Here is a 25,898-nt window from a genome sequence, read left to right as displayed (position 1 = left end):
GAGTTGCATCAGGCTTGCCCCGCGGGCATATAGAGGCGGTCCCGAAAAGGAAGTGCGATGCAATACCTCGAATTCGAAAAGCCGCTCGCTGATATCGAAGGCAAGGCCGAAGAGCTTCGCGCGATGGCGAAGACGGGCGGCGGCGTGGACATGACGAAAGAGGCCGAGGCACTGGACCGCAAGGCGGACCAGGCGCTGCGCGATCTCTACAAGACGCTGACGCCCTGGCAGAAATGTCAGGTGGCGCGGCATCCGGAACGGCCGCATTGCCTGGACTATGTCGGGCAGCTGTTCACCGAGTTCACTTCGCTGGCGGGCGACCGGGCATTTGCCGACGACCATGCGGTAATCGGCGGCCTTGCACGGTTCAACGACCAGCCGGTGGTGGTGATCGGACACGAGAAGGGCAACGACACCAAATCCCGCATCCAGCGGAACTTTGGCATGGCGCGGCCCGAGGGCTATCGCAAGGCGATCCGTCTGATGGACCTGGCGGACCGGTTCCGCATCCCGGTCATCACGCTGATCGACACGGCCGGGGCATATCCAGGCAAGGGGGCGGAGGAGCGGGGGCAGGCCGAGGCCATCGCGCGGTCGACCGAAAAGTGCCTGGCCATCGGGGTGCCGCTGATATCGGTGGTGATCGGCGAGGGCGGATCGGGGGGGGCGGTGGCCTTTGCGACGGCAAACCGGGTCGCGATGCTGGAACATTCGATCTATTCGGTCATCTCGCCCGAAGGCTGCGCGTCAATCCTGTGGAAGGACGCCGAGAAAATGCGCGAGGCGGCCGAAGCCTTGCGGCTGACGGCGCAGGATCTGCAGAAGCTGGGGATCATCGACCGGATCGTGAAGGAGCCTTTGGGCGGGGCGCAGCGCGCGCCGAAAGAGGCGATCGACGCGGTCGGCAAGGCCATCGAGGCGATGCTGGGCGAGTTGTCGGGCAAGAAGCCCGAGGCGCTGATCAAGGACCGGCGGCAGAAGTTCCTGGACATGGGGTCGAAGGGGCTGGCGGCTTGAACCCCTGGATCATCGTCGCGATTGCCGGGTTGATGGAAACGGGCTGGGCGCTGGGCTTGAAGTATTCCGAAGGCTTCACGCGGCTCTGGCCCTCGGTCGTGACCATCGTGCTGGCGCTGGGGTCGTTCTACCTTTTGTCCGTCGCGATGAAGTCGCTGCCGGTGGGCACGGCCTATGCGGTCTGGGTGGGCATCGGGGCCATCGGGACGGCCATTGCGGCGGTGTTCCTGTTCCAGGAGCCGGTCAACCTGATGCGGGTGACGGGCGTGCTATTGATCCTCGCGGGGATCGTCGCGCTGAAGTTCGCATGATCCGGGGGTTGGTCCTTGCGGCCCTGCTGGCGACGCCAACAGTCGCGGGCACGCTGGACGGGCGGCTGGTGACCTTCACAGTGGAAACCTGGGAAGACAGGGCGGCGCCGCTTCTGGTCGCGCGCGGCCGGACGGTGGTGGTGGGCCAGGGCACCGAGTTCGGGCTGGGCCCCGAGGGGTTCACCGGGGGGCTGGACGTGGTTCCGGTCGCGGTAGAGATCGGGCCGACGCGGATCGAGCTGAGCTATCCGCGCGGGATCGGGCGGTTCTACGAGGCCAAGTTCAACGGCTATGTGCTGCGCTTCGAGACGGACTGCGCGCTGTTCGAGAAGGTGGCTATCGACCCGGCGGGGACCACGATGAAGGTCAGCGAAGTCTGGGCCGAGACCGGGGCACTGTATATCAATGTCTCGGGTCTGGGCTATGGGCCGACCTCTACCTTGGCGCTGGACCTTGAGGTCGCGGACTGCCCACTCAGTTGAGACTGTCCGGCTTGTCGTGCGCCTTCGGCTTCTCCTCGCGAGGCGGTCAGCGATGAGGGACGAAGTCACCGAAGAGCGGTTCACCACATGGTCTGCGCGGCCCGGCCCGGCCAGTTGGCGTCATAGGCCTGGCCGTCGATCCGGCCTTCTGTGATCTCGCGCAGCATGTCGCCCACCGTGGGAAGGCCCTGCGATTGGTCGCCGGAAGTCCATAGGCCTGCGCGGATCAGGGCGCGGGCGCATTGCGAATAGACCTCACTGATGCGGATCACGATGACGGTGCGGGGCTGCCTGCCGTCGCGGTCGAAGCGGGCGCGGAGGGCCGGGTCGGAGGTGAGTTTGGCGGTGCCGTTGACCCGCAGCGCGTTATTCGCGCCGGGGATGAGGAACATCAGGCTGACGCGGCCATCGCGGACGATGTTGCGCAGGCTGTCGATGCGGTTGTTGCCGTACCAGTCGGGCAGCGCGAGCGTCTGCGGGTCGAGGACGCTGACCACCGGGCCTTCGTCGCCGCGGGGGCTGCCGTCGGTGCCTTCCGGGCCGACGGTCGTCAGGATGCAGAAGCGGGAGCGGTCGATCCAGGCGCGGTAGGCCGGGGTCAGGTGCGGCGTGACTTTGACGGTCGCGGCTTCGGCAGGCTGGCCGTAGTGGGTGTGGAGGTCGTCGAGGGTGGTGATCCAGGTCATGCGTGGCGCCTCTGTCTGGCCCCGGAGGGTTTCACACGCTCCGCTGTCCGCCGGTTTCTTGAACCGGTGGCGAAACCGGCTTCCTACCCGTGGAGTATTTCCGACATGGGCAAGATGCACAATGACCGAAGGTTTCCGAGCACCTGGACTCGTCGCTTTCGGTGATTATCGGGCGCTGAACCCGGCTTCGGCCATCAGGCGGTTGGAGTAGGTTTCGACCTCTGCCTCAAGTCGTGCCATGAAGTCGGGGATCGCAAGGCCCGGGGCGATGGGGTCCAGGAATTCGACGACGGCGAGGCCGGGTTTGCGCAGGATGCCGTGTTTTGGCCAGAAGACCCCGACATTCGCCGCGACCGGATGGCAGGGCTGGCCGAGCTGTTCGTAAAGCAGGCCGGTGCCGACCTTGTAGGGCTTGGTGGCACCGGGCGCGACGCGGGTGCCCTGCGGGTAGATGATCAGCTGGCCGGGCTCGGCGGTGCCCTTCGCCACATCGGCCTTCATCTTGGCGATGGCCGCGCCGCGCTTGCCGCGGTTCACCGGCACGCAGCCGATGCGCAGGGCGTATTGGCCGAGGAAGGGCGTATAGAGCAGTTCCCGCTTCATGATGAACTTGCCCGCAGGGACCGCGTTGAAGATCAGGATGATGTCGAGAAAGCTTTGGTGCTTGGCCGCAATGATGCATTCGCCGGTGGGGGGTGTGCCGCGCACTTCGGACCGGGTGCCGCACAGGGCGCGCAGGGTGAAGATCACCCAGCGGCAGAAGGTCTTGCAGGCGACCCGCGCACCGTGGCGGGAGAAGAGCGCCCAGGGGGCGAAGAGGACGGCGATCACGGCCATCGCCAGATACATCTGGATGATGAAGACGAGAGAGAGCAGCCAGCGGATCGGGGTCATGTCAGCTCTCGCAGTTTCTGGAAGGCCGCGCGGCGGGTGGCGAGGAACGCCACGATAGCCGCAAGAGGGGGCAGGGCAAAGGGCCAGAGCCAGCCCAGTCCGGTGAAGCCGAGGCCGGTCAGGAAGCCACCGGCGGCATCGGCAGCGGGAAGGGCGGCGACGCCGATCAGGCCCGCAGCGGCGCCCACGGCGGCCCCGGCCAGGGTGCGGAGCGTGAAGCGGCGGACGAAGGCACGGGCGATGTAGCTGTCCTTGGCGCCAACGAGGCGGAGGACGCGGATCACCTCGGCATTCGTTGCCAGTGCCGCGCGGGCGGCGAGGGTGATCATCGCGGCCATCGCGGCGCCGATCAGCGCGATGGAGAGGCCACCGAGCAGGCGGATACGGCTGGCGGCCTCAGCCAGGGGGCGGCGCCAGCGGGTGTGATCGTCGAGGAGCGCGCCGGGGGCCTCGGCGGCGAGGCGCTGTTTCAGCCCTTCGGAGTCGTAGGGCGGATCGGCCTCGACCACCTCGATCAGGCGGGGGATCGGCAGGGCCTCGACGGGCAGACCGGGACCGAACCAGGGTTCCAGAAGGGCGCGCGTCTCGGCATCGTCCAGCGCGCGGTAGCTGGCGATGCCGGGGGTGGTGGCGAGGGCGGCAAGGATCGCGTCGGTCTGGATCTGCACCTGTTCGGCCGGGGCGGAGAGGCGGATGGTCGAGGTCTTGGCGAGCGCCTCGGACCAGCGGTTGGCAAGGCGACCCGAAGCGAGGGAAAGGGCGAGGGCGAAGACGCAGAGAAAGGTCATCGCGCCGGCGGTGAAGGTGGTCAGCCAGGCGGTCGGGCCGGAAGGCGGAACGACCTCCAGCGCGCGGGTGGCGGGCGAGGCGGGTTTGGCGGCGGGGGGTCTCACAGGTCGGCCCCCGCAAGCTGGACGCGATGTTTCGCAATGCGCAGCACGCGGGCCTGGATCTGCGCCTTGGCCTGGCGGATCAGGTTCAGGTCGTGGGTGGCGACGAGGATGGTCTTGCCCATCTTGTTCAGTTCCACCAGCAGCGTGAGGATGCGCAGGGACATCTCCCAGTCGACGTTGCCGGTCGGTTCGTCCGCCAGGATCACGTCGGGGTCGACGATGACGGCGCGGGCGAGGGCCGCGCGCTGGCGTTCGCCGCCGGACAGTTGCGGGGGCAGCGCGTCGGCGAGGTGCTTGAGGCCGACCCAAGACAGAAGATCATCCAGGTCCTGGGGGCTGCTTTCGCGGTCCGAGACGGTGAAGGGGAGTGCCATGTTGGCGGCAAGGGTCATGTGGTCGAGGAACTTGCAGTCCTGGTGCACGATGCCGATGCGGCGGCGGGTGCGGGCAACATCGTCACGCGACAGCTTGGTCACGTCGTTGTCGAACAGGGTGACGCGGCCCGAGGTCGGGCGAAGCTCGGCATAGGCGAGTTTCAGGAAGGTGGATTTCCCCGCGCCCGACGGGCCGGTCAGGAAATGGAAGGACCCGGGTGCCAGCTTCAGCGACACATCGGACAGAAGCTCGCCTCCGCCATAGCTGTAGGCCACGTTCTCGAATGTGATCACGCCGTTCCCCTGCCGCAGTCCCCAGGGCGTCGGTCTTGTGCAGCGCCCCTGTCACTGCGCTTTCCATCGCACAGGGGGAAACGATTGCACAAGAGCGCGCGACAAGGCCTTGGAACGACAGGAATTAAGGTTTACACCTTTGCGAGGCGACCGGAAAAACAGGCTTTGAGGGACAATAATGCGGTTGGTTTGCCCGAATTGCGAGGCCAAGTACGAGGTACCCGAGGACGCGATTCCGGAAACGGGGCGCGACGTGCAGTGCGCGAATTGCGGACATGCGTGGTATCAGATGCGCTCACGCGCGGCGGTTGCAGAGACGGTGGCGGCGGCCCCGGTGGTTGCGCCGCCAAGTGCCAAGGTCCCTGAGCCAGAGCCTGCGCCAGTGCCGGAACCGACACCTGTGGCGGACACTGCCCCTGTGGTCGAACCCGTCGAGCCGGAGCCTGAGGTAAGGGCCGAGGCCGTGGAGCCGGATGCCCCTGCGGCGGCCATCGAGCCGGTCGTGGAGCCAGTCGTGGAGCCGACGGTCGAGCCGGTTGTCGAGGTGCAGGCCGAGCCGGACCCGGTTGAAGAGCCCAAGGTCGAGATTGTCGCGGCGAGTGCAGACCCGGCACCGATGGCAGCATCCGTTGCCGCCGATCCGGTTGTGGTGCAGCCGGTCGAGACGGATGCGGATGAGGACCTGACGGGTGATCCTCCGGCGGCTGCGGCGGCGGCACCGGCCGCCTATGCGGTGGACGAGTCAGTGCTGGCGATCCTGCGCGAGGAGGCCGAGCGCGAGGCTTTGGCGCGGAAGTCCGATGTCGGGAAGCCACTAGAAGTGCAGGCCGACCTGGGGATCGAGTCCGCCCCGGCGGTGAAGAAAAAGCCGGTCGAGGTCATCAGCACCGATGCGGACACCGTGGCGCCAGCCGAGGATGCGGATGACAAGCTTGCCGGACGCCGGACCCGACTGCCGGATGTTGAAGAGATCAACTCGACGCTGCGGCCCAGCGAGCAACTGATCGACACGGCAGCTGACGAGCCGGGTGACGTCGCGACGGAAGGGCGCAGCAGCTTCCGCAGCGGTTTCCTTCTGGTGATGACGCTCGCGATTGTCGGGGCCGCGCTTTACATCAGCGCCGATGCCCTGGCAGAGGCGGTGCCGGCGCTGGCTGGCGTGCTGAAAGCCTATGTCGGCCTCGTCGACGGGTTGCGTCTGCAACTTGACGGTCTGATGCAAAGTGCGACCGTCGCGATCAACGGCAGCGGTCCCTGAGGCCCAAATCGGCTTGCCCCGGGCGGGGCGGGCCTTTATCCCTTGCGGCGAGCCAACGCATGCCCATTGCCCGCAAGGAGCCGTCATGACCAATCAGCGTTTCGACAAGTCGAAGCTTCCCAGCCGCCATGTGACCGAGGGCCCAGCCCGTGCGCCGCACCGCAGCTATTTCTACGCGATGGGCATCACGGAAGAGGAAATCCACCAGCCCTGGGTCGGCGTCGCCACCTGCTGGAACGAAGCAGCCCCCTGCAACATCGCGCTGAACCGGCAGGCTCAGGTCGTGAAGCATGGCGTGAAGAAGGGCGGCGGCACCCCGCGCGAGTTCACGACGATCACCGTGACCGACGGGATCGCCATGGGGCATGAGGGGATGCGGTCCTCGCTGGCCTCGCGCGATGCGATTGCGGACACTGTGGAACTGACGATGCGCGGGCATTGCTATGACGCGATCGTGGGGCTTGCGGGTTGCGACAAGTCCCTGCCGGGGATGATGATGGCGATGGTTCGCCTGAATGTCCCCAGTGTGTTCATCTATGGCGGGTCGATCCTGCCCGGCCGCTACAATGGCCAGGACATCACCGTGCAGGACATGTTCGAGGCCGTGGGCAAGCACCAGGCCGGGAACCTGTCGGACGCGGAACTGGAAATCATGGAGCGAGTGGCCTGCCCGTCCAGCGGTGCCTGCGGCGCGCAGTATACCGCGAACACGATGGCCTGCGTGTCGGAAGCGATCGGGCTGGCGCTGCTCAACTCGTCGTCCGCCCCGGCGCCATATGAGTCCCGCGACCAGTTCTGCGAGGCTTCGGGCGTGGCTGTCATGAACTTGATCGAGAAGAACATCCGCGCGCGGGACATCGTGACGCGGAAGTCGCTGGAGAACGCGGCCCGCGTCGTCGGCTGCACGGGTGGTTCCACCAACGCGGCGCTGCACCTGCCCGCAATTGCGCATGAGGCGGGGATCGACTTTGACCTGTTCGACGTGGCGGCTTGCATGAAAGACACGCCTTACTTCGTCGACCTGCGTCCGGGCGGGAAGTATGTCGCCAAGGACCTGCACGAAGTGGGCGGTGTGGCCGTGGTGATGAAGGAGCTGGCGAAAGCGGGGCTTCTGCACCTCGACTGCATCACCGCATCCGGCAAGACGCTGGGCGAAAGCCTGGACGAGATCCGCGGCGAGGCGGACGGTCGCGTGATCTATGACATCGGCTCGCCCATCACCAAGACGGGCGGCGTGGTCAGCCTGAAGGGCAACCTTGCGCCCGACGGGGCCATCGTGAAGGTCGCAGGCATGACCGAGGCCGAGCAGAAGTTCACCGGCCCGGCGCGGGTGTTCGAGTGTGAGGAAGACGCCTTCGCCGCCGTCAAGGCGCGGGAATACAAGGAAGGCGAGGTCATCGTTATCCGCAACGAAGGCCCGGCAGGCGGCCCGGGGATGCGGGAGATGCTGGCGACCACGGCGGCGCTGTCGGGTCAGGGCATGGGCAAGAAAGTGGCGCTGATCACCGATGGCCGGTTCTCTGGCGCGACGCGGGGCTTCTGCGTGGGTCACGTCGGGCCGGAAGCGGCGCATGGCGGGCCGATTGCCCTGCTGAAAACAGGCGACATCATCACGCTGAACGCGGTCACGGGCGAACTGTCGGTGGCGCTGTCGGATGAGGAACTGGCCAAGCGCAAGGCCGAGTGGAAGGGACCGCGCAAGACGGCCTATACCTCTGGTGCGGTGCACAAGTTCGCCAAGCTCTGCGGCGGTGCGCGCTGGGGGGCGGTGACGCATCCGGGCGGCAAGGGCGAAAGCCACGTCTACATGGACCAGTAAGGCGTCATGGCCGGTCGCGTCGGGCAGTTTCTGGAAGGCTGGCATCAGCGCCGGGCCGAACAGCGCTGGGCGCGGCTGGCGGGGGCCGTTGGCGATCTGGAAAGCTTCGAGGTCCGCGCCTTGCGGGCCGAAGCGCGCGGCTTGCGGCGCCATCTCGACCGGGTCATGCAGGCGGCGGACGCCCGGATGGCGGTTCCGGCCTTGCAATCGGGCCTGCCCCAGATGCCTCTGGGCACCGACTGGGCCTGGCGTCCCGACCTGTGGCGCGGGGCGCTGGCCGAGCCGGGGGCGGTCGCCCAGTCGGACCGGACCGCGATCGGCGAGAACCTGGCGCTGTATCACGACTGCGCCCTGGGCGAGGTCGTGGTGCGGCAGGTCCGCAACGACAAGGCCGAGGACCGGGCGCCCTATGGGCTGGCCATCGACATCTTCGGCTTCAAGGGCACCTTCCTGTCGCTGGCGATGAACCTGCCCGAAGCGGCGGTCGAGGGCCTGAAGGCGCGGCATCTAGTGCGGGTCGAGATGGTGATCGACACGGAAACCCCATTGCGCGGCTATGCGAGGCTGAACATCAAGCACGGGCCGAACCTGTCGCAGCCAGTCAGCAGCCTGCCGCAGGAGGGTCGCGACAAGCTGGCTGAATTCGACCTTGCCTATGCCGACATGAACGAAAAGCGGGTGGAACGCGCCTGGGTCGACCTGATCCTGAACGACGTCGCGATGACGCGCATCGTGATCCGGGACCTGCTGATCAGCCGCCGGCCTCGGGCCGAGTTGTAAGGGGACAGGATGACCGAGGCGACCAAGATGATGCTGGTCCAGGTCCGGATTGCCGACGGGGTCTGGGAAGGCCTGCTGAGCGGTGCGGACACAGATGCGCCTGCGGTAGCGGCACTGCATGCGGGCCGGGCGGTCGAAGGGGTCGAGGTGACGCCGGTGCCGGGGAAGGCCGGGCAGTTCGCCGTGCGGGTGCCGATCCCGGCCTGGGCCCTGAACGAGGGGGTGCAGACCTTTGTCCTGCAGTCCGGGGGCCAGACGCTGGCGCAGTTCACCCTGGTCGCGGGGCAGCCGCTGGAGGAAGACATCCGGGCCGAAGTCAGCCTGCTGAGGGCCGAGCTGGACCTTCTGAAACGTGCCTTCCAGCGGCACGTCCGCGAGGGGTGACGCCCCCCGGCGACGGCCTCGTCGTGCGCCTTCGTCTACTCCTCGGAGGGCTGACGCCAGCGAGGAGCGACGAAGTCGACGACGAGCGATCCGTCAGAGTTGCGACAAGAGGTGCTCGCCTGCCGAAATCTCGCAGCCGGTGCCAGTTTCCGGGTTGAACTTCGTCACCACCCCGTCCTCGGCCAGAAGCGAATAGCGCTTGGACCGGTTGAAGAAGCCGAGGTGCGGCACGTCGAACGGCTGGCCGATGGCCTTGGTGAAGCTGGCATCCGCGTCGCCCAGCATGGTGATCCCGGCGGCGGTGGCCCCGGTCGCCTCGCCCCAGGCCTTCATCACGAAGGGGTCGTTGACGGCGACGCAGATGATCTCGTCCACGCCCTTTTCGGCGAACTTCTTGGCGGTGCGGATGAAGCTGGGGACATGCGCGGTGGAACAGGTGCCGGTATAGGCACCGGGCAGGCCGAAGATCACCACTTTGCGGCCCTTGAGCCTGTCGGCAAGGCTGACCGTCTCGGCCCCGTTTTCGCCCATCCGGAGAAGGGTGGCGTCGGGAAGTTTCGAGCCTTCGGCAATCGTCATTTTCGGCAGTCCTTTCTGTGTTGGCGCGTTGCACCTGTGATGCCTTGGGTTATAGGGTCCGGCGCGGAACATGCCAGAGGGGGACGGCGATGCGCGTGGTGATCGTGGGGGCGGGGCAGGCGGGCGCGGCACTGTCGGCAAAGCTGCGGGCGCTGGGACATGCGGGCGAGATCATCGTTCTGGGCGACGAGCCGGCCCCGCCCTACCAGCGGCCACCACTGTCCAAAGCCTATCTGCTGGGCGAGATGGAGGAAGACCGGCTGTGGCTGCGTGCGCCCGAGTTCTGGGCGGAGCAGGGAGTCGAGCTGCGGTTGGGTCAGCCGGTGACCGGGATCGACCCGGTGGCCAAGACGGTGACGGTCGGGGGCGAGGCCCTCAGCTATGACCATCTGGCACTGACCACGGGCTCGACGCCGCGCCGCCTGCCCGCAGCCATCGGTGGCGGGCTGGAGGGGGTCTACACCGTCCGTACTCTGGCCGATGTCGATGCGATGCGGGGCGAGTTCCAGCCGGGTCGCAAGGTCATCATCGTCGGTGGCGGCTATATCGGGCTTGAGGCGGCGGCGGTGGCTTCGAAGCTGGGCCTCGACGTCACGGTGCTGGAGATGGCGCCGCGAATCCTGCAACGGGTGGCGGCGCCGGAAACTTCGGATTTCGTGCGGTCGATGCATCAGGCGCATGGGGTGAAGGTGCTGGAGTCCACGGGTCTGGACCGGCTGGTCGGCGATGACCGGGTCGAGGGCGCGCTTCTGAAGGACGGGCGGACGCTGCCGGCGGACTTCGTGATCGTGGGGGTCGGCATCACGCCGAACGCCCAACTGGCCGAGGCGGCCGGGCTGGTGATCGACAACGGGATCGCCACCGACGAGATGGGCTGCACCTCGGACCCGTCGATCTGGTCGGCAGGGGATTGCGCGTCCTTTCCGTGGAAAGGTGGCCGCATCCGGCTGGAATCGGTGGGCAATGCCATCGACCAGGCCGAGGCAGTGGCGGGGAACATCCTGGGGGCGGGCCAGCCCTATCGGGCGAAGCCGTGGTTCTGGTCGGATCAGTACGACCTGAAGCTACAGATTGCGGGCCTCAACATCGGCTATGACCGGGTCGTCACCCGGAAGGGCGAGGGAGAGGCGGTCAGCTTCTGGTACTACCGGGGCGAGGACCTGCTGGCGGTGGATGCGATGAACGACAGCCGGGCCTATATGGTCGGCAAGCGGCTGATCGAGATGGGCAAGTCCCCGGCGGCCGAGGTCATCGTCTCGACCCCCGACCTGAAGGCGCTTCTGAAGGGCTGACCCCCCTCACCCCCGACCCCTCTCCCCAAATGGGAGAGGGGAGACACGCGCGGAGCGGACATGCGGATCATTGGTGGCAGCCGTCGTGGGTTGAAGCTGGCCGAGGTTGGCGAGGGGGATCAGGCTGCCCATCTGCGGCCAACCTCGGACCGGGTGCGCGAGGCGATCTTCAACCTTCTCATCAACGCGCATGGCAACCCGGTCACGGGCGCGCGGGTGCTGGATCTGTTCGCGGGGACCGGGGCCTTGGGCCTTGAGGCGTTGAGCCGGGGAGCGTCGGCGGTGACTTTCGTCGATGATGGCGCGAAGGCGCTGGCGCTGGTCCGGGCGAACATCGCGAAGCTGCAGGCCGAGGGCGAGACGCGGGTGATCCGGCAGGATGCGCGGAAGCTTGGGGCGAATGCAGGTGCGCCGTTCGGGCTGGTGTTCCTCGACCCGCCCTATGGCAAGGGGTTGGGCGAGGTGGCGCTGGCGGCGGCGCTGCGGGGCGGCTGGCTGACCCCGGGGGCGATGGTGGTCTGGGAAGAAGGCGCGGCTCTGGCGGTGCCGCAGGGGTTTGCGATGGTGGACCATAGAAAGTATGGCGACACTGTCGTAACCCTGTTGAAAGCGCCCGCATGACTCATCCGCAAGCTGTCCTGTTCGACTGTGACGGGGTGATCGTCGACAGCGAGAAGCCAAGCTTTCTTCTGTTCGTCGAAGAGCTGGCCGCGCATGGCCTGCCGTTGTCGCTGGAAGAGTTCGAGACCCGCTTTGTCGGCGGGACGGTCGAGATGGTTGCGGCCCGTGCGCGGGAGGCGGGGGCGCGGTTGCCGGAGGACTGGGTGGCCCGGTTCTATGACCGGATGTATGCGATGCTGGCCGCAGGGGTGCCGCTGGTCGCGGGGGTGACCGAGGTGCTGGACCGGCTGGATGCGGCGGGTGTGCCCTATGCGATGGGGTCCAACGGCTCGATGCAGAAGATGCAGATCACGATGGGGCAGCACGGGCTGATGGACCGGTTTCGCGTCGTGCTGTCGGGTCAGGCCATCGGCGCGCCAAAGCCCTTTCCGGATGTCTATCTGCAAGCGGCGGCGGCCTGCGGGGCGGACCCGGCGGGCTGTGTCGTGATCGAGGACAGCGCCTCTGGCGCGCGGGCCGGGCTGGCGGCGGGGATGCGGGTGCTGGGCTATGCCGAGCATGGGGCCGAGACGCCAAGCGCGCGGGCTCTGACCGCGCTGGGCGTGCCGCTGTTTCACCGGATGGCGGACTTGCCGGGGCTGCTTGGGGTTTAGAGCCGCCTCCTCGTGCGCCTTCGGCGTCTCGTCGGGAGGTCAGCGGCGAGCGGTGGCGTCAAATCCTGCGGCGGGCGCGGAGGGCCGCGCCGATGGTGCCGTCGTCGAGGTAGTCAAGCTCACCCCCGATGGGCACGCCCTGGGCCAGCGTGGTGATCTGCGCGTCGGTCCCGGCCAGCGCATCGGCGATGTAATGCGCGGTGGTCTGGCCGTCGACGGTGGCGTTCAGCGCCAGGATCACCTCACGGATGCCTTCATCCGTCACACGGGCGGCAAGGCGGGGGATGCCAAGCTCGTCCGGGCCGATGGCATCCAGCGCAGACAACGTGCCGCCCAGAACGTGGTAGCGGCCACGGAACACCTTGCCGCGTTCCATTGCCCAGAGGTCGGCCACATCCTCGACGACGCAGATTTCCCCGGTCGCGCGGGCCGGATCTGCGCAGATGCCGCAGATGTCGCTGGTGGAGATGTTGCCGCAGATCCGGCAGTCCTTGGCGGCCAGCGCGACCTCGGCCAGCGACTGGGCCAGCGGGGCCATCAGCTGCGCGCGCTTCTTCAGAAGGGTCAGGACAGCCCGGCGGGCCGAGCGCGGACCAAGGCCCGGCAGACGCGCCATCAGGTCGATCAGCGCCTCAATCCCGGTTTCGTCAGCAGGTCCCGAGGGCATCAGGTGGGAAGCTTCATTCCGGGCGGGATGCCGAGTTCGGTGGCAAGCCTGCCCATCTCCTGTTCGGTGCGCAGCTTGCCCTGCTGCAGGGCGTCGCGCACGGCGGCGAGGATCAGGTCCTCGGCCACTTCCTTTTCCGAGGCGACCAGGATGATCGGGTCGATGTCGAGCCCGGTGATGTCGCCCTTGGCAGTGGCGCGGACCTTGACCAGACCCGCCCCGGCTTCGCCCATGACGACGGTGCGGGCCAGTTCCTCGTTCAGTTCGGCCAGCTTGCCCTGCATTTCCTGAGCTGCCTTCATCATCTTGGCCATGTCGCCAAGGCCGCCCAGGTTCCCGAGACCTTTCAGCATGTCGTTCTCCATCCGTTTCGTCAGAGATACGGGTTGCGTGGCAGTGGCGCAAGCTCAGGGCGTGGCGCGGAACAGCATTCGGCGGGGTTGGAACCCGTTGGCGCGGAAGAAGGCATGGGCCTCGGTGTTCGCTTCCCAGGTGTCGAGCATGATCTCGCCGGCCTTGAGGTCGCGGGCGAGCGCGCGGGCAGCGGCAAGGAGGGCGCGGCCCTGGCCCTGGCGGCGGGCTTCGGGGGCGACGGAGATGTGGTCGACCATCAGGCGGCGGTAGCCGGGCGAAAAGATCGACGGGTCGCGGGTGTGAAGCTGGCAGAGCGCGTAGGCCGTGGCCGGATCGCCCGACAAGAAGGCGGTGCAGGAGGGGTCGGCAAGGCGTTCGGCGAACCAGGCGGTCAGGGCCTGAGGGTCGGGATGGGGGTGGAACGCCTCGGGGTAATGCGCGGCGTGCCAGCCCTGCACATGAGCGTTCAGCCGCGCAAGGGTTGCCGCGTCATCCGCTGTGGCGCGGCGGATCATTCCTCGAACGGGTCCCAGCCTTCGTCCACCTCGGGTTCGGCGGTGGGCAGGGCGGCCTCGGCAGCGGCGGCGGTGATGGTTTCGGGAGAGCGGACCTCGGCAATCCGGGCGCCGGGGAAGGCAGAGAAGACCGCCTGCACCAGGGGGTTGCCTTCGGCTTCAGACCGGACCTCGGCCAGTTCGCGATCGCGCTGTTCGGCAATCGTCGGGGCACCACCGGAGGAGACGACCGACACACCCCAGCGCGCGCCGGTCCAGCCTTGCAGGCGTTGGCCAAGCCGGGCGGCAAGGTCCGGTTTCGCGCCGGGCGCGGGTTCGAACTCGATCCGGCCGGGAGAGTAGCGGACGAGGCGGAGACCCATCTCGACCTCGTTCAACAAAAGGATGTCGCGCTTGGACCGGATAAGCTCGACCACCTGCGGGAAGGTGGCAAAGACCTGCAGCTGGCTTTCGGCAACCGCCGGGGCAGCGGCGGTCATTGTCGGGCCGCGGGTCGGCGCAGAGTGGACGGGGGCAAGGCGCGGGCTGTGCACGGTGCCACCACCGCCACCGGCGGGCGCGCCGCCTGGCATCGGCGGGGGACGCGGGCTGTCTTGCAGCTTCTTCACCAGCGTTTCCGGGTCGGGCAGGTCAGCGACATGGGTCAGGCGGATCACCGCCATCTCGGCTGCCATCATCGCGTTCGGGGCCAGCGCGACCTCTTCGATGGCCTTCAGCAGCATCTGCCACATCCGGGTCAGCGCCCGCATCGGCAGGCGGGCGGCCATGTCCTGGCCACGGGTCTGTTCGTCGGGCGGCGTGGTCGGGTCCTCGGCCGAAGCCGGGTTGATCTTGATGACGGATATCCAGTGGGTGATTTCTGCCAGATCGCGCAGCACCGCCATCGGGTCGGCGCCGTCGGCATATTGCGACGACAGTTCGGACAAGGCAGTTGCCGCGTCGCCCCGCATGATCATGTCGAACAGGTCCAGCGTCCGGCCCCGGTCGGCCAGTCCAAGCATCGCGCGGACCTGGTCGCCCGAGGTTTCCCCCGCACCATGCGCAATGGCCTGGTCCATCAGGCTCATCGCGTCGCGGACCGACCCTTCGGCGGCGCGGGTGATGAGGGCGAAGGCCTCTGGCGCAAGCTTGGCGCTTTCCAGATCGGCCACGCGGGCGAGGTGGGCCATCATCACCTCGGGTTCGATCCGTTTCAGGTCGAACCGCTGGCAGCGCGACAGGACGGTGACCGGGACCTTGCGGATTTCGGTGGTGGCGAAGATGAATTTGACGTGGGCGGGGGGTTCTTCCAACGTCTTGAGAAGTGCGTTGAAGGCCGCCGTCGACAGCATGTGCACTTCGTCGATGATGTAGACCTTGAACCGCGCGGATGCCGCCCGGTAGTGGACCGAGTCGATGATCTCGCGGATGTCGCCCACCCCAGTGCGCGAGGCCGCGTCCATCTCCATCACGTCAACGTGGCGGCCTTCGGTGATCGCCCGGCAGGGCTCGCACACACCGCAGGGTTCGGTCGTGGGTCCGCCAGTGCCGTCAGGGCCGATGCAGTTCAGCCCTTTGGCGATGATCCGGGCCGTGGTCGTCTTGCCGACCCCGCGCACGCCGGTCATCACGAAGGCATGCGCGATCCGGTCGGCGGCGAAAGCGTTCTTCAGGGTGCGGACCATCGCCTCTTGACCGATGAGGTCGGCAAAGGTCTGCGGGCGGTACTTGCGGGCAAGGACCTGGTAGGCTTTCTCGTCGGACATGGAACCCTCGTGACTCGGGCGACAGACTAGGGTGCGGGGGGCGGAAGGTCCACCGGGAAGGCGGTCAGGCGGGGCCGTAAAGCCGTGCAGGCAGGCCACGCAGCACGTCGGACTTGCGGCGGGTGCGGGCAAGGGTCCAGCTGCCCTGGAAGCCGATGATGAAGGTCTCGGCCGCGTCATGCGCGGTGTCGGGCGACATGCCCAAAGCCTGACCATAGCGGGCGGCGGCGGCGATGATGCGGTCGAAGGACTGTTCGGCCTGAGCACGAAAACGGTCGTGGTCGGGGCCTTCGAACAACAGGCCGAAGATCGGGCAGGCGTCGGCGCTGTTCAGGATGTCGAACAGCTTGGCCATCTTGTAGCAGAAGGTCGTCACCCCGTGCCGCCAGTCGGGGGCTGCGCGGAAGCTGTCGTCGATCACCCGGATGATTTCGGACGCGGTCCAGTCGGCGGCGGCGCAGGCGAGGTCTGCCTTGCCGTCGGGGAAGTGGTGATAGAGCGAGCCCTTGGGAACCCCGGCCTCGGTCAGGATCTCGGTCAGGCCGGTGCCGTCATAGCCGCGCTGGCGGAACAGGCGCGTGGCGGCCTGAACCAGGCGGTCGCGGGTGGAGGGTTCGTCGGTCATGGTCCGAACATAGGCGGTGACGCGGCTGCGGAAAAGTCTAGACCGATCGGTCCAGTCATGCTACTAGACCAATCGGTCTAATCGACGGAGCTGGCGATGCTGGATGCGACGCTGCAGGTGGGGCAGGATGCCGAAGACCTGGATATTCCCAGTGACGGGGCGGTCCTGCGCGGCCGGATCGTGCGGCCGAAGGGGACGCCACGCGCCGCGCTGGTCCTGCACGGGGCGACGGGCGCCCCCGCCGGGTTCTACCGGGGCTTCGCCGACTGGGCCGCGCGTGAAAGGGACCTGGCGGTCCTGACCTATGACTACCGGGATTTCGGCTGTTCGTTGCGACGGCCGATGCGCGGGTCGAAGGCGACCCTGGCGGACTGGGGTCGGCTGGATCAGGCGGCGGCGCTGGCCGCGCTGGCGCGGATGTATCCCGACACGCCGCTGTGGGTGCTGGGCCATTCCGTCGGAGGCCTCTGGATGGGTTGGCACGCCGCGATGGGGCGGGTCGCCCGTGCGATCACCATTGGTGCGGGGCTGACCCATGTCAGCGACCATCCCTGGCGCTATCAGTGGAAGGCGCGGGTGTTCTGGTCACCTCCGGTCCGGGCCCTGGCGGCGACGGCGGGCTATCTGCCGGGCCGGATGGTTGGCCTTGGTGCCGACCTGCCACTCGGGGTTTATGAGGACTGGCGGCGCTGGTGCATCACGCGCGGCTGGCATCTGTCGGACGTGGGGCGGACTTTGCCCTTGCCCGATCCGGCCCGGGTGACGGCGCGGCTGCGGATGATTGCGGTGGCGGATGACGACTTGGTGCCGCCGCAAGCGGTGTGGCGCGCGCGGGCGCTGTATCCCGAGGCGATGAAGGAACAGAAGGTGCTGCGGCCAGCGGATTTCGGGCTGGCAAGCATCGGGCATATCCCGCCCTTCAGCCGTCGTAACGCGGTGCTGTGGCCCGCGATCCTGGATTGAGGGACGGCTTGTCGGGGACTTCGTTCCTCCTCGCTGGGGCGACCGACGAGGAGACGACGTCGAACGAGGAGGGCTCTAGCGCATCAGGTCGGCTTCGGACCAGCCGAGGCGGCCCATGTCCTCGGCCCGGGCGGCGGCGTCGTCGCCGACGATGAACTCGTCCAGTTGCGGCGGCTTCACCGACGTGGCGGAGAGGAGGCCATGAACCTGCCCGCGGTGGTGGGTCTGGTGCTGGAACAGATGCGACAGCACGTCGTCACGGCGGTCATGCTGGATGCGGGCGCCGCGGTCGATGGCGACGATCTGGACCAGACTATCAGGGGTCAGACTTTCGACATGGGCGAGAAGCGCTTCGTCCGAAGCCGCTTGCCAGGCGGAAAGGGTTGCAAGGTCGGGGCAGAAGGTCGCTTCATCCAGATCGGCGCGGTTCAGAGCGCGGCCGAGGAGCGCGTTCAGGTAGAAGCGGTCGACCATCAGGATGTGGTTCAGCGTCTTCTGGATCGACCCGAAGAAGGCCGGGCGCGGCGCAGTCAGTTCGGCGGGATCGAGGTGCGCGCAAGCGAGGTGCAGGCGGGCATTGGCCAGTCGGTTGGCCTGGGCAAGTTTGCGGAAGGTGCGGCAAGGGTCGGTCAATTCGGAAACGCTGGACAATGGAAGGGCCGGACGACAGGGCGCGGGTTGACCTTAGACTTTTGCAGTCGCTTCGGACACCTCGATTTTCGGCAGTATCGGCAAGGCCGGCGCCCGGGGCGACATTGTCATTAAATGGTCAGCCCAGAAAACCAGCCCCAGCCGCGGCGACGAACCCGAGAAGACTGGCTACAAGCACAATCCTCCGCAGCACCCGCGCGAATTGAGGGTCATCTTCGGCATTGCTGGCCGCAAAAACTTCGGCAAAGTGTTGGTCGAAGCGTCCGTCGATCATCATGCTTTCCCTTCAATCAGTCGTTGCTGAGATGGGCGCGGAAAGCGCCGAGGTGACCTCGTCCGGGGCGATCACCAAAGCCAAAGTCGCGGCATAGGCCAAAAGGAACAGGGTCAGGGCAAGGTAGCCGGAAGGTCCCTGATGCGGCTGGCGGAGAAGGGCCTTCACAGCGCGACCCTCCGGCCAGCCGCTGCGCGCTGAGGATGCACGGAAGATGCGAGCATGAGGCGGTCGCGCAGGACCTTGCCTTCGGGCCAGGGTCCGAAGCCCGAGGCGACGTTGATGTGGCCTGCGAAGCCGAGATCAATCAGATCCGCCTCCCATTCCAGCGCCAGCCCCCTTGCGCGGGTGAAGCGCATCCAAGGGTCGTTTCGGCTGGCCACGACCATGGCGGGGATATCCAGCGATCGTTCGGGAATCGGGCCGAAGTGACCGATGCGGTCACTGCCCGCCGTTTCAGCCGGGGCGACCAGCAGGGCGGCACGGACCCGCAGTTGGGGCCATTTGGTAAGGATGCGCGCGACCAGCACTGCGCCCAGCGAGTGGCCGACAAGGATGCAATCGGGATGATGCAGGATCGTTGAGGCGAGTTCCGTCTCCCACACGGCGGGAACGGGGCGCGAGGCGTCGGACAGGTCGACCATCAGCGCCATCGGATCGGTCGCGGCCCACCAATGCTGCCAGTGCGGGTCGGGCGAGCCGTCAAGGCCAGGAACGATCAGGGTCTTGGTCATCTTGTGCCTCCTTAGACTGCGACTCGGGCTTGCAAAAAATCTAGCGGAATTGTCGTGTATTCGGGTTCCAAAGATGGGCGCAGAAAGGGAAGATTATTCTCTGCCTGCCCGTCAGCGTGATCGGGTGTCGACTGGATAGGCGGTGGTGAACTTCATCCGCTCCATCGCGAAATGGCTGGTTACGTTCTTGATCGGCACCGCGTCGGTCAGCCGCTTGTACAGAGCATCATAGGCCGCCATGTCGGGCACCGAGACGCGGAGGAGGTAGTCGAGCTCTCCCGCCATCCGGTAGACTTCCATGATCTCGGGGGTCGATTCGACCACGGTGGCAAAAGTTTCGCGCCAGGTCGAGGAATGGTCTGGCGCCTCGATGCCGACGAAGACGGTCAAGCCAAAGCCAAGCTTGGCCGGGTTGGCAAGGGCCACCCGACCGGTCAGCACGCCAGCGGCCTCCAGCTTCTGGATCCGCTTCCAGGCCGGGGTCTGCGACAGCCCGGCCTTGTCGGCGATCTGCGCAATGGGCAGCGTCGCGTCGCGCATCAGCTCGGCGACGATCTTGCGGTCGATCAGGTCGAGGTCGGTCATGTCGCGTCCTTTCGGCCAAGTCAGCCAGAAGCATGACGGAAATCACTAAAATGTCTACAGTGTTTATCGTGTATTTGATGCGCATTGTTTTTCTTCGGATTTTGCTGCGATTTTCGGGAAACACTACCTCGCCTTCGTACCCGGTACGGGAATCGCGACATTGATTCTCGACATTCGCGGGCGTAGCCTTCGGGCATGATCACGCAGAAGATGAAATATGCGCTTAAGGCACTTCTGGTTCTGGGCGACGAGGCCGCCAAGGACCGGCCGCTGGCGTTGACCATCGAGGAAATCGCCAAGCGGTCCGGAACGCCGAAGCGGTTTCTGGAGCATATCCTGCTGGAAGTGCGCAATGCGGGCGTGATCGCTTCGACCCGGGGTCGGTCGGGCGGCTATAGCCTCTTGAAGCGCCCGGCCGAGATTTCGATCTCGGAACTTCTGCGCACAATCGACGGCCCCATCGCGCCACTGCCCTGCCTGTCGCGGCGGGCCTACCAGCGCTGCGAGGATTGCACCGACGAGGCCACCTGCCGCATCCGCAAGGTCTTTGCCGAGGTGTTCTGGTCTTACCTGGTCATCATCGACTCGCTGACGCTGGAGGACATGCTTAAGTCCGGCGCGGTGGCGGATCAGGTGATGGGCGCGGCGCAGTAGGCCGGAAGGCGCTGATTTCCTTATGAATCCCATCGATTAGTCCGCCGCATCAGGCGCGGGCGGACGGAGAATAATCTTCTATAATCACGACTGAATTTAGCGTGAATATTCCTTTGCAATACTCGACTGCCTCTGTCGTTATTTGGGCATCGGCCGGGCACTGGGCCTTGCCGCCAAGCGAAGGAGATGACCGATGACCGCAGCCGCGTTCCCCCGCATTGCGTCGGACCAGGCGCCGACCGCCGTGACCCAGCCCCTTCGTCAAGCCTGTGCCGTTCGCCTTGTCGACCGGCGTACCGGGCTGACCCACCGGGTCAACGGAAGCCCGCTGGTGCTGTTCACCCGCAATCCCGTCGAGGCCATCGCCGAGCTTCTGTCCGGCCGTGACGCCGGCGTCTGGGAAGCCCGGGTCGAGCCGATTGGGGGTGCCGCATGACCGCGCTGCATCTGCCGCAATCCATCCTGGGGCTGGTGCCCTACCGCCCCATTCCCCTGCGTGCGCCGCAGGATCTTAAGGAGAATGCCGTGCTTGCCACCATCACAGTCGCCGGAACCGTCACGGCTCAGGGCCCGGTAACCGGGCACCACGACGACGGTCGCGTTACTATCGCCGACGGTCTGCGCCGACTGACCGGCTGGCCCGTCACCCGCCTGAAGGGCTTTGCCACAGCGGCGGCGCTTGCGGTGCTGGGCCTCGGTGCGGCACCGGCCCCGGTTGCGGCGGAGAGCCTGCTGAACGTCAGCTACGACCCGACGCGGGAACTTTACAAGGACATCAACGAGGCCTTCACTGCGTGGTGGACGGCGCAGGGCAATGAAGCGCCGACCATCGAGCAATCGCATGGGGGATCGGGAAGCCAGGCCCGTGCAGTGATCGAGGGGCTGGAAGCGCAGGTCGTCACGCTGGCCCTGTCGGGCGACATCGACAAGATCGCCGCCGAGGGCAAGCTGCCCGCCGACTGGCAGTCGAAGCTGCCGCACAACTCCTCGCCCTATACCTCGACCATCGTGTTCCTGGTGCGGGAGGGGAACCCCAAGGGACTGAACGACTGGGGCGATCTGACCGCCGAGGGCGTCGAGGTGATCACGCCGAACCCGAAGACCTCGGGCGGGGCGCGCTGGAACTACCTGGCCGCCTGGGCCTGGGCGGAAAAGAACGGCCAGGACCCGCAGGCCTTCGTCAAGGCGCTGTTCGAACATGTGCCCGTCCTGGACAAGGGCGCGCGGGATTCGACCACCACCTTCGCCCAGCGGGGCATCGGTGATGTGCTGCTGGCGTGGGAAAACGAGGCCTACCTTGCGCTGAACGAATTGGGCGAGGATCAGTTCGACATCGTCGTGCCTTCGGTTTCGGTCCTTGCCGAACCGCCGGTCGCGCTGGTGGAGGGCAACATCAAGACCGAAGATCAGCGCAAGCTGGCCGAGGCCTACCTGAACTTCCTCTACACCCCCGAGGCACAGGCGATCATCTTCGCGAACTACTATCGCGGCTGGGATACGTCAAAAGCCGCTCCGGAAGATGTCGCCCGCTTCCCGGAGCTTGACCTCGTCGACATCGCCTCGTTCGGCGGATGGTCGGAGGTTCAGGCCAAGCACTTCGCCGACGGCGGGGTCTTCGACCAGATCTACCTTACGCAGTAAGCGCAACCCCTTCGGGCCGGCATCCCAGCCGGCCCGCCCTGCAAAGGACAACCGATGCGCCGCCCCCTTATCCATCGCTCCCCGATCCCGGGCCTCGGGATCAGTGCGGGGATCACCCTCACGCTTCTGTCCCTGGTGGTCCTCTTGCCAATCGGGGCGCTTCTGTTGAATGGTGCCTTGGCCGGACCCGATCGGCTCTGGACCGAGGTCAACACCCCGCGGATCTGGGCCTCGCTTTGGCTCTCGTTCCGGCTCTCCTTCCTGGCGGCCGCCTTCAACCTGGTCTTCGGCGTGGCACTGGCCTGGGTGCTGGGACGCTACCGCTTTCCCGGCCGCCGGTTGATCGACGCGGCTGTCGACCTGCCCTTTGCCCTGCCAACCGCTGTCGCGGGCATCGCCCTGACTGCGCTTTACGCACCGAACGGGGCCTTCGGGGCCTTGGCTCGCGACCTCGGTTTCAAGATCGCCTACACGCAAACCGGCATCTTCATCGCGCTGATCTTCGTGGGCCTGCCCTTTGTCGTTCGCACCGTCCAACCGGTCATCGACGAGATCGAACGTGAGGTCGAGGAAGCGAGCGCCACCCTTGGTGCAACCCGGTTGCACACGATCCGCCATGTTATCCTGCCAATGCTGGCCCCCGCCGCGCTGACCGGCTTTGCGCTGGCACTGGCGCGGGCGGTCGGGGAATACGGCAGCGTGATTTTCATCGCGGGCAACCTGCCGATGCAGACCGAGATCGCACCGCTTCTCATCGTAATCAAACTGGAAGAGTTCAACTACGAGGGCGCCACGGCAATCGGCATCGCGATGCTGGTGATCTCGTTCGTCATGCTCTTCGTCATCAACGGTGTTCAGGTCTGGAGCCGCCGGAGGATCGGATATGTCTGAAATCACCCCGACAACCTTCCGCCCGGCCAGCGAGGATAGCCCGGCGTTCCGCATCGCGTTGACCGTCACGGTGCTGGCGGTGCTGGTGCTCCTCCTGTTCGCGCCGCTTATCGCCGTGTTCTACGAGGCGCTGCGCAAGGGCTGGGTCGAAGCAGTCACCTCCTTGGCTGAGCCCGAAGCGCTGGCGGCCATCCGCCTGACCCTGACCGTCGCGGCCATAGCGGTGCCCCTGAACGCGATCTTCGGGGTAGCGGCGGCCTGGTTCATCACCAAGTACGACTTTCGCGGCAAGGCCTTCCTGATCACCCTGATCGACCTGCCGTTCAGCGTCTCGCCCGTCGCCGTCGGCCTCTGCGTCGTCCTGACCTTCGGCGCGAACACCTGGATCGGCGCCAGCCTCGTCGAGGCAGGCTATCCCATCGTCTTCGCCTTGCCGGGCATCGTGCTGGCCACGATGATCGTGACCTTCCCCTTCGTCGCGCGAGAGCTGATCCCGGTGATGATCGAACAGGGCCGGGCCGAGGAAGAGGCGGCCCTGACCCTGGGCGCAAGCGGTTGGCGCACTTTCCTGACTGTGACCCTGCCGAACATACGCTGGGCGCTGCTGTATGGCGTCCTTCTCTGCAATGCCCGCGCGATGGGTGAGTTCGGGGCAGTGGCCGTCGTGTCCGGCAAGATCCGGGGCCAGACTGCCACGATGCCGATCACCATCGAGATGCTGTACAACGAATACATGTCGGTCGCGGCCTTCGCGCTGGCGGCGGTCCTTGCCTTCCTTGCCTTCCTGACGCTTGGCCTGAAGACCTTCCTTGAAATCCGGCACGCCGACGCGCTTGCCGCCAGCCGCCGCCATTAAGGGGGACACAATGCATATCGAAATCGACGAAATCTCGAAAAGCTTCGGCACCACCGCTGCGCTGACCCCGGTGTCGCTGGCGATCCCCTCGGGCGCATTGGTGGCGCTCCTCGGCCCCTCCGGCTCGGGCAAGACGACGCTTCTGCGCATCCTCGGCGGGCTGGAGTTCCCGACTTCGGGTAGGGTCATTTTCGACGGTGTCGATGCGACAGGACTGAGCGTGCAGGACCGCCGCGCGGGCTTCGTGTTCCAGTCCTACGCGCTCTTCCGCCATATGACCGTCTTCGACAACATCGCCTACGGCCTGAACGCTCGTCCCCGTGCCAGTCGCCCGACCAGGGCCGAGATTTCCCGTCGGGTGACCAAGCTTCTGGAGCTGATCCAGTTGCCCGATATCGGCGCGCGTTATCCTTCGCAGCTCTCCGGCGGCCAGCGGCAGCGTGTGGCGCTAGCCCGCGCGCTGGCGATCGAGCCCCGCATGCTCCTCCTCGATGAACCCTTCGGCGCGCTGGATGCGAAGGTGCGCAAGGAACTCCGTCAGGGCCTGCGCGACATCCACGACACCACCGGCCTCACCACGGTCTTCGTCACCCACGACCAGGACGAGGCAATGGAACTTGCCGACCTTGTCGTCGTCATGTCCGGCTCGACCACAGGCGGCAAGATCGAACAGATCGGCAAACCCCAGGACATCCGCGCCAAACCCGCAACTCCGTTCGTCAAGGAGTTCATCAGCGCCTGCGACTTCGTGTGAGCAAGGTCGTGGATGCGGTCGGCGAAAAAGCGTGAGGTGGCAGTGTTCCGATATGGGTTAGTCATATCGTCTCTTATGAAGTTGGTCCCGTGAGATACTTACCTTCCTGGCTCCAGGTGGTCGGGTGCGGAGTGCATGATGAATCTTGGGACTTTGTGCGAGCACGAAGTCTTAGAGAAATGTGACGACCAAGATGGGTATGCGTTCAGCCCCACTCAATCGGGGATGCCCGAATCCTCCACTGCCGTGATGCAGCAAATTTCCCCGCCCCCGAACTTCCCATGGATTTTGGTTTGGCGATACCGGTCCACGCCACCAGTCGTTTCTGGCACCGTCGTCGCCTATCCGCATCGAGGTGTTGCCAAGGCAACAGCCTCAACTCAGCTGATGGAGTTATCAGGATCGCGCGGAAATCGTTCACGTTGGTGAGGGTAGGCCCAGTAACGATTTGCCCGGAAACTGCAGCTAGGAGTGTGTGTGCGTCGTTGCCGGCAAGCGCGGATGCAGGATCCACGCCGGCCCGCCTTGCTGCGGCTAGTGTGCCAGGGCTGACGCATGCGCCTGCAATCTCTGCAGCGCCGTCCACACCATTTGTATCGCAGAAGAGGACATGGATACTTTCTGCGCCGTTCAGGGTCAGGGCGGCGGCCAGGGCGAACTCTGAATTCGGTCCGCCGATGCCATTGTCGCGCCGAGTGACCGTGCATTCGCCGCCTGAGAGGAGAACGAGGGGCTGGCCGCTGGCCCTGACTTCCGACCGGAGAGAAAAGGCCAGCCGAGCTTGCGCCGCGCCGAGGTCGCGCGCCTCGCCTTCCAGAGCGTCGCCCAGACTGCGAACCCGGCACCCTGCGGTCCCGGCAGCGCTGGCGGCGGCGGAGAGTGACTGGGAGGGCGCGGCGATGATCCTCGCCTCCGCGCGGGCTAGACGGGCATCCTCGGGTGCCACCACGCGGCACGGCTGCTGCAAGAGACTGCGCACCGACGTCGGGACTTCGATGCGGTGACGGTCGATGATTGCCAACGCTTCGGACGGCAGACTGGGTTCGCCTAGCGTCGGCCCTGACGCAATCTGGCTTGCATCGTCGCCCGGCACGTCTGAGATAAGTAAGGTCAATAGCTGCGCTGGGTGGCACGCAGCGGCAAGTTGCCCGCCCTTGACCCGGCTGAGGTGCTTTCGGACCACGTTCATCTCGGCAATGGGTGCGCCCGAGGCGAGGAGCGCGCGGTTGACCGCAACTTTGTCCGCGAGGGTGCGCCCGTCGGCCGGGGCGCAGAGAAGGGAGGACCCTCCGCCAGAGATCAACGCCAGCACAAGATCTTCCGGCCCAAGGTCCTTGACTAGGGCCAGCAGGCGTCGGGTGGCCGCCTCGCCAGATGCGTCGGGAACAGGGTGGGCGGCTTCGACAATCTCGATCCCCTGGCAGGGACGGCCATAGCCGTAGCGCGCAATGACCAACCCTTCGCATGGTCCCCAAGCAGCCTCAGCCGCTTCGGCCATTCGGGCGCTGGCTTTGCCAGCACCGATGACGAGGACGCGTCCTTTCGGTCGTTCGGGCAAATGTGGGGCGACCACCCGCATCGGATCAGCCGTTGCAACCGCCACCTGGAAGAGGTGGGTGAGGAAGGCACGAGGATCACTTGGTAGAGGCATC

General features: G+C 66.4%; 33 protein-coding genes and 1 pseudogene. 18 read left to right on the top strand and 16 right to left on the bottom strand.

Annotation, left to right across the window (positions count from 1 at the left end):
* Positions 1–57: 57 nt before the first annotated feature.
* The 3 genes from E8M84_RS13870 to E8M84_RS13860 are packed head-to-tail and all read left to right on the top strand — an operon-like array spanning position 58 to position 1,810.
* Positions 58–1,017 (top strand): acetyl-CoA carboxylase carboxyltransferase subunit alpha, encoded by a 960-nt coding sequence (locus E8M84_RS13870; protein WP_137111752.1) that lies wholly within the window; start codon positions 58–60, stop codon positions 1,015–1,017.
* Positions 1,014–1,328: a multidrug efflux SMR transporter gene (locus tag E8M84_RS13865; protein ID WP_137111751.1), complete on the top strand. Its 315-nt coding sequence runs from the start codon at positions 1,014–1,016 to the stop codon at positions 1,326–1,328. Before E8M84_RS13870 ends, E8M84_RS13865 begins: the two co-directional genes overlap by 4 nt.
* Entirely contained in the window at positions 1,325–1,810 is a 486-nt protein-coding gene (locus tag E8M84_RS13860; RefSeq protein ID WP_137111750.1) for a hypothetical protein, read from the top strand. Before E8M84_RS13865 ends, E8M84_RS13860 begins: the two co-directional genes overlap by 4 nt.
* 80 nt (positions 1,811–1,890) lie before the next feature.
* Here the strand turns inward: E8M84_RS13860 and E8M84_RS13855 are convergent, their stop codons facing one another.
* The 4 genes from E8M84_RS13855 to E8M84_RS13840 all read right to left on the bottom strand — a co-directional run bounded on the left by E8M84_RS13855 (position 1,891) and on the right by E8M84_RS13840 (position 4,951).
* Positions 1,891–2,496 carry a pyridoxamine 5'-phosphate oxidase family protein gene (locus E8M84_RS13855; RefSeq protein WP_137111749.1) on the bottom strand — a complete coding sequence of 202 codons (606 nt, stop codon included), beginning with the start codon at positions 2,494–2,496 and terminating at the stop codon, positions 1,891–1,893.
* A 165-nt stretch (positions 2,497–2,661) separates the two neighbouring features.
* Complete coding sequence (locus tag E8M84_RS13850; protein WP_240790384.1) at positions 2,662–3,390, bottom strand: 1-acyl-sn-glycerol-3-phosphate acyltransferase; 729 nt, start codon at positions 3,388–3,390, stop codon at positions 2,662–2,664.
* A complete protein-coding gene (locus tag E8M84_RS13845; RefSeq protein WP_137111748.1) occupies positions 3,387–4,283 on the bottom strand; it encodes an ABC transporter permease in 897 nt (298 codons plus the stop codon). The genes E8M84_RS13850 and E8M84_RS13845 overlap by 4 nt, the downstream gene beginning before the upstream one ends.
* Entirely contained in the window at positions 4,280–4,951 is a 672-nt protein-coding gene (locus tag E8M84_RS13840) for a cell division ATP-binding protein FtsE (protein ID WP_137111747.1), read from the bottom strand. Before E8M84_RS13840 ends, E8M84_RS13845 begins: the two co-directional genes overlap by 4 nt.
* 178 nt (positions 4,952–5,129) lie before the next feature.
* On the opposite strand from E8M84_RS13840, the pseudogene E8M84_RS21960 reads away from it, so the two are divergent.
* From E8M84_RS21960 to E8M84_RS13820, 5 genes and pseudogenes are all read left to right on the top strand, one after another.
* Positions 5,130–5,228 (top strand): annotated as a pseudogene (locus tag E8M84_RS21960) (zinc-ribbon domain-containing protein); the annotation flags it as partial.
* Positions 5,229–5,240: 12 nt separating this feature from the next.
* Positions 5,241–6,209, top strand: coding sequence for a hypothetical protein (locus E8M84_RS13835; RefSeq protein ID WP_240790383.1), 969 nt, complete (start codon positions 5,241–5,243; stop codon positions 6,207–6,209).
* A gap of 85 nt (positions 6,210–6,294) precedes the next feature.
* A complete protein-coding gene (gene ilvD, locus E8M84_RS13830) occupies positions 6,295–8,028 on the top strand; it encodes a dihydroxy-acid dehydratase (RefSeq protein WP_137111745.1) in 1,734 nt (577 codons plus the stop codon).
* 6 nt (positions 8,029–8,034) lie between these two features.
* Positions 8,035–8,808, top strand: coding sequence for a DUF6478 family protein (locus E8M84_RS13825; protein WP_137111744.1), 774 nt, complete (start codon positions 8,035–8,037; stop codon positions 8,806–8,808).
* A gap of 9 nt (positions 8,809–8,817) precedes the next feature.
* Positions 8,818–9,192 (top strand): hypothetical protein, encoded by a 375-nt coding sequence (locus E8M84_RS13820; protein ID WP_240790382.1) that lies wholly within the window; start codon positions 8,818–8,820, stop codon positions 9,190–9,192.
* Between the two features lie 93 nt (positions 9,193–9,285).
* Here the strand turns inward: E8M84_RS13820 and E8M84_RS13815 are convergent, their stop codons facing one another.
* The gene (locus E8M84_RS13815; RefSeq protein WP_137111743.1) at positions 9,286–9,771 is read right to left on the bottom strand and encodes a peroxiredoxin; all 486 of its coding nucleotides are present in this window, start codon (positions 9,769–9,771) and stop codon (positions 9,286–9,288) included.
* Between the two features lie 89 nt (positions 9,772–9,860).
* On the opposite strand from E8M84_RS13815, the gene E8M84_RS13810 reads away from it, so the two are divergent.
* The 3 genes from E8M84_RS13810 to E8M84_RS13800 are packed head-to-tail and all read left to right on the top strand — an operon-like array spanning position 9,861 to position 12,337.
* Positions 9,861–11,063: an NAD(P)/FAD-dependent oxidoreductase gene (locus E8M84_RS13810; RefSeq protein WP_137111742.1), complete on the top strand. Its 1,203-nt coding sequence runs from the start codon at positions 9,861–9,863 to the stop codon at positions 11,061–11,063.
* 60 nt (positions 11,064–11,123) lie between these two features.
* Positions 11,124–11,684, top strand: coding sequence for a 16S rRNA (guanine(966)-N(2))-methyltransferase RsmD (rsmD, locus tag E8M84_RS13805; RefSeq protein WP_137111741.1), 561 nt, complete (start codon positions 11,124–11,126; stop codon positions 11,682–11,684).
* Positions 11,681–12,337 carry an HAD family phosphatase gene (locus E8M84_RS13800; RefSeq protein WP_137111740.1) on the top strand — a complete coding sequence of 219 codons (657 nt, stop codon included), beginning with the start codon at positions 11,681–11,683 and terminating at the stop codon, positions 12,335–12,337. Before rsmD ends, E8M84_RS13800 begins: the two co-directional genes overlap by 4 nt.
* Before the next feature lie 58 nt (positions 12,338–12,395).
* Here the strand turns inward: E8M84_RS13800 and recR are convergent, their stop codons facing one another.
* The 5 genes from recR to E8M84_RS13775 all read right to left on the bottom strand — a co-directional run bounded on the left by recR (position 12,396) and on the right by E8M84_RS13775 (position 16,243).
* Positions 12,396–13,004: a recombination mediator RecR gene (gene recR / locus E8M84_RS13795; protein WP_137111739.1), complete on the bottom strand. Its 609-nt coding sequence runs from the start codon at positions 13,002–13,004 to the stop codon at positions 12,396–12,398.
* Positions 13,004–13,357, bottom strand: coding sequence for a YbaB/EbfC family nucleoid-associated protein (locus E8M84_RS13790; RefSeq protein WP_137111738.1), 354 nt, complete (start codon positions 13,355–13,357; stop codon positions 13,004–13,006). The genes recR and E8M84_RS13790 overlap by 1 nt, the downstream gene beginning before the upstream one ends.
* Positions 13,358–13,411: 54 nt before the next feature.
* Entirely contained in the window at positions 13,412–13,873 is a 462-nt protein-coding gene (locus E8M84_RS13785; RefSeq protein WP_137111737.1) for an N-acetyltransferase, read from the bottom strand.
* On the bottom strand, positions 13,870–15,618 hold the full coding sequence (locus E8M84_RS13780; protein WP_137111736.1) for a DNA polymerase III subunit gamma/tau: 1,749 nt from the start codon (positions 15,616–15,618) through the stop codon (positions 13,870–13,872). The genes E8M84_RS13785 and E8M84_RS13780 overlap by 4 nt, the downstream gene beginning before the upstream one ends.
* Positions 15,619–15,682: 64 nt before the next feature.
* On the bottom strand, positions 15,683–16,243 hold the full coding sequence (locus E8M84_RS13775; RefSeq protein WP_137111735.1) for a TetR/AcrR family transcriptional regulator: 561 nt from the start codon (positions 16,241–16,243) through the stop codon (positions 15,683–15,685).
* Positions 16,244–16,339: 96 nt separating this feature from the next.
* Between E8M84_RS13775 and E8M84_RS13770 the strand changes: the two genes are divergently transcribed.
* Complete coding sequence (locus tag E8M84_RS13770) at positions 16,340–17,206, top strand: alpha/beta fold hydrolase (protein WP_137111734.1); 867 nt, start codon at positions 16,340–16,342, stop codon at positions 17,204–17,206.
* Between the two features lie 75 nt (positions 17,207–17,281).
* Here E8M84_RS13770 and E8M84_RS13765 read toward each other — a convergent pair whose 3' ends face one another.
* From E8M84_RS13765 to E8M84_RS13755, 5 genes are all read right to left on the bottom strand, one after another.
* Positions 17,282–17,839: a DinB family protein gene (locus E8M84_RS13765; protein WP_137111733.1), complete on the bottom strand. Its 558-nt coding sequence runs from the start codon at positions 17,837–17,839 to the stop codon at positions 17,282–17,284.
* 136 nt (positions 17,840–17,975) lie between these two features.
* Positions 17,976–18,131 carry a hypothetical protein gene (locus tag E8M84_RS21495; RefSeq protein WP_170971936.1) on the bottom strand — a complete coding sequence of 52 codons (156 nt, stop codon included), beginning with the start codon at positions 18,129–18,131 and terminating at the stop codon, positions 17,976–17,978.
* Between the two features lie 12 nt (positions 18,132–18,143).
* Complete coding sequence (locus E8M84_RS21490) at positions 18,144–18,299, bottom strand: hypothetical protein (protein ID WP_170971935.1); 156 nt, start codon at positions 18,297–18,299, stop codon at positions 18,144–18,146.
* A complete protein-coding gene (locus E8M84_RS13760; RefSeq protein ID WP_137111732.1) occupies positions 18,296–18,865 on the bottom strand; it encodes an alpha/beta hydrolase in 570 nt (189 codons plus the stop codon). Before E8M84_RS13760 ends, E8M84_RS21490 begins: the two co-directional genes overlap by 4 nt.
* A 111-nt stretch (positions 18,866–18,976) precedes the next feature.
* A complete protein-coding gene (locus E8M84_RS13755; RefSeq protein WP_137111731.1) occupies positions 18,977–19,450 on the bottom strand; it encodes an Lrp/AsnC family transcriptional regulator in 474 nt (157 codons plus the stop codon).
* Positions 19,451–19,645: 195 nt separating this feature from the next.
* Here E8M84_RS13755 and E8M84_RS13750 point away from each other — a divergent pair, with 195 nt between their 5' ends.
* From E8M84_RS13750 to E8M84_RS13725, 6 genes are all read left to right on the top strand, one after another.
* The gene (locus E8M84_RS13750) at positions 19,646–20,104 is read left to right on the top strand and encodes an Rrf2 family transcriptional regulator (RefSeq protein ID WP_137111730.1); all 459 of its coding nucleotides are present in this window, start codon (positions 19,646–19,648) and stop codon (positions 20,102–20,104) included.
* A gap of 193 nt (positions 20,105–20,297) precedes the next feature.
* The gene (locus E8M84_RS13745; protein ID WP_137111729.1) at positions 20,298–20,540 is read left to right on the top strand and encodes a hypothetical protein; all 243 of its coding nucleotides are present in this window, start codon (positions 20,298–20,300) and stop codon (positions 20,538–20,540) included.
* 89 nt (positions 20,541–20,629) lie between these two features.
* A complete protein-coding gene (locus E8M84_RS13740) occupies positions 20,630–21,745 on the top strand; it encodes a sulfate ABC transporter substrate-binding protein (protein ID WP_394347424.1) in 1,116 nt (371 codons plus the stop codon).
* Between the two features lie 54 nt (positions 21,746–21,799).
* Positions 21,800–22,636 carry a sulfate ABC transporter permease subunit CysT gene (cysT, locus tag E8M84_RS13735; RefSeq protein WP_137111727.1) on the top strand — a complete coding sequence of 279 codons (837 nt, stop codon included), beginning with the start codon at positions 21,800–21,802 and terminating at the stop codon, positions 22,634–22,636.
* Complete coding sequence (cysW, locus tag E8M84_RS13730; RefSeq protein WP_137111726.1) at positions 22,629–23,492, top strand: sulfate ABC transporter permease subunit CysW; 864 nt, start codon at positions 22,629–22,631, stop codon at positions 23,490–23,492. Before cysT ends, cysW begins: the two co-directional genes overlap by 8 nt.
* Positions 23,493–23,502: 10 nt before the next feature.
* Entirely contained in the window at positions 23,503–24,246 is a 744-nt protein-coding gene (locus E8M84_RS13725) for a sulfate/molybdate ABC transporter ATP-binding protein (protein WP_137111725.1), read from the top strand.
* Between the two features lie 205 nt (positions 24,247–24,451).
* Here the strand turns inward: E8M84_RS13725 and E8M84_RS13720 are convergent, their stop codons facing one another.
* A complete protein-coding gene (locus E8M84_RS13720) occupies positions 24,452–25,897 on the bottom strand; it encodes a glycerate kinase (RefSeq protein WP_137111724.1) in 1,446 nt (481 codons plus the stop codon).
* Position 25,898 lies beyond the last annotated feature (1 nt).

The sequence above is a fragment of the Rhodobacter sp. SY28-1 genome (genome assembly GCF_005222785.1).
In the GTDB taxonomy this organism is placed as follows: Bacteria; Pseudomonadota; Alphaproteobacteria; order Rhodobacterales; family Rhodobacteraceae; genus Tabrizicola.
Note: the sequence above shows the minus strand (reverse complement) of the source record. Positions and strands in the feature narration are given on the sequence as shown.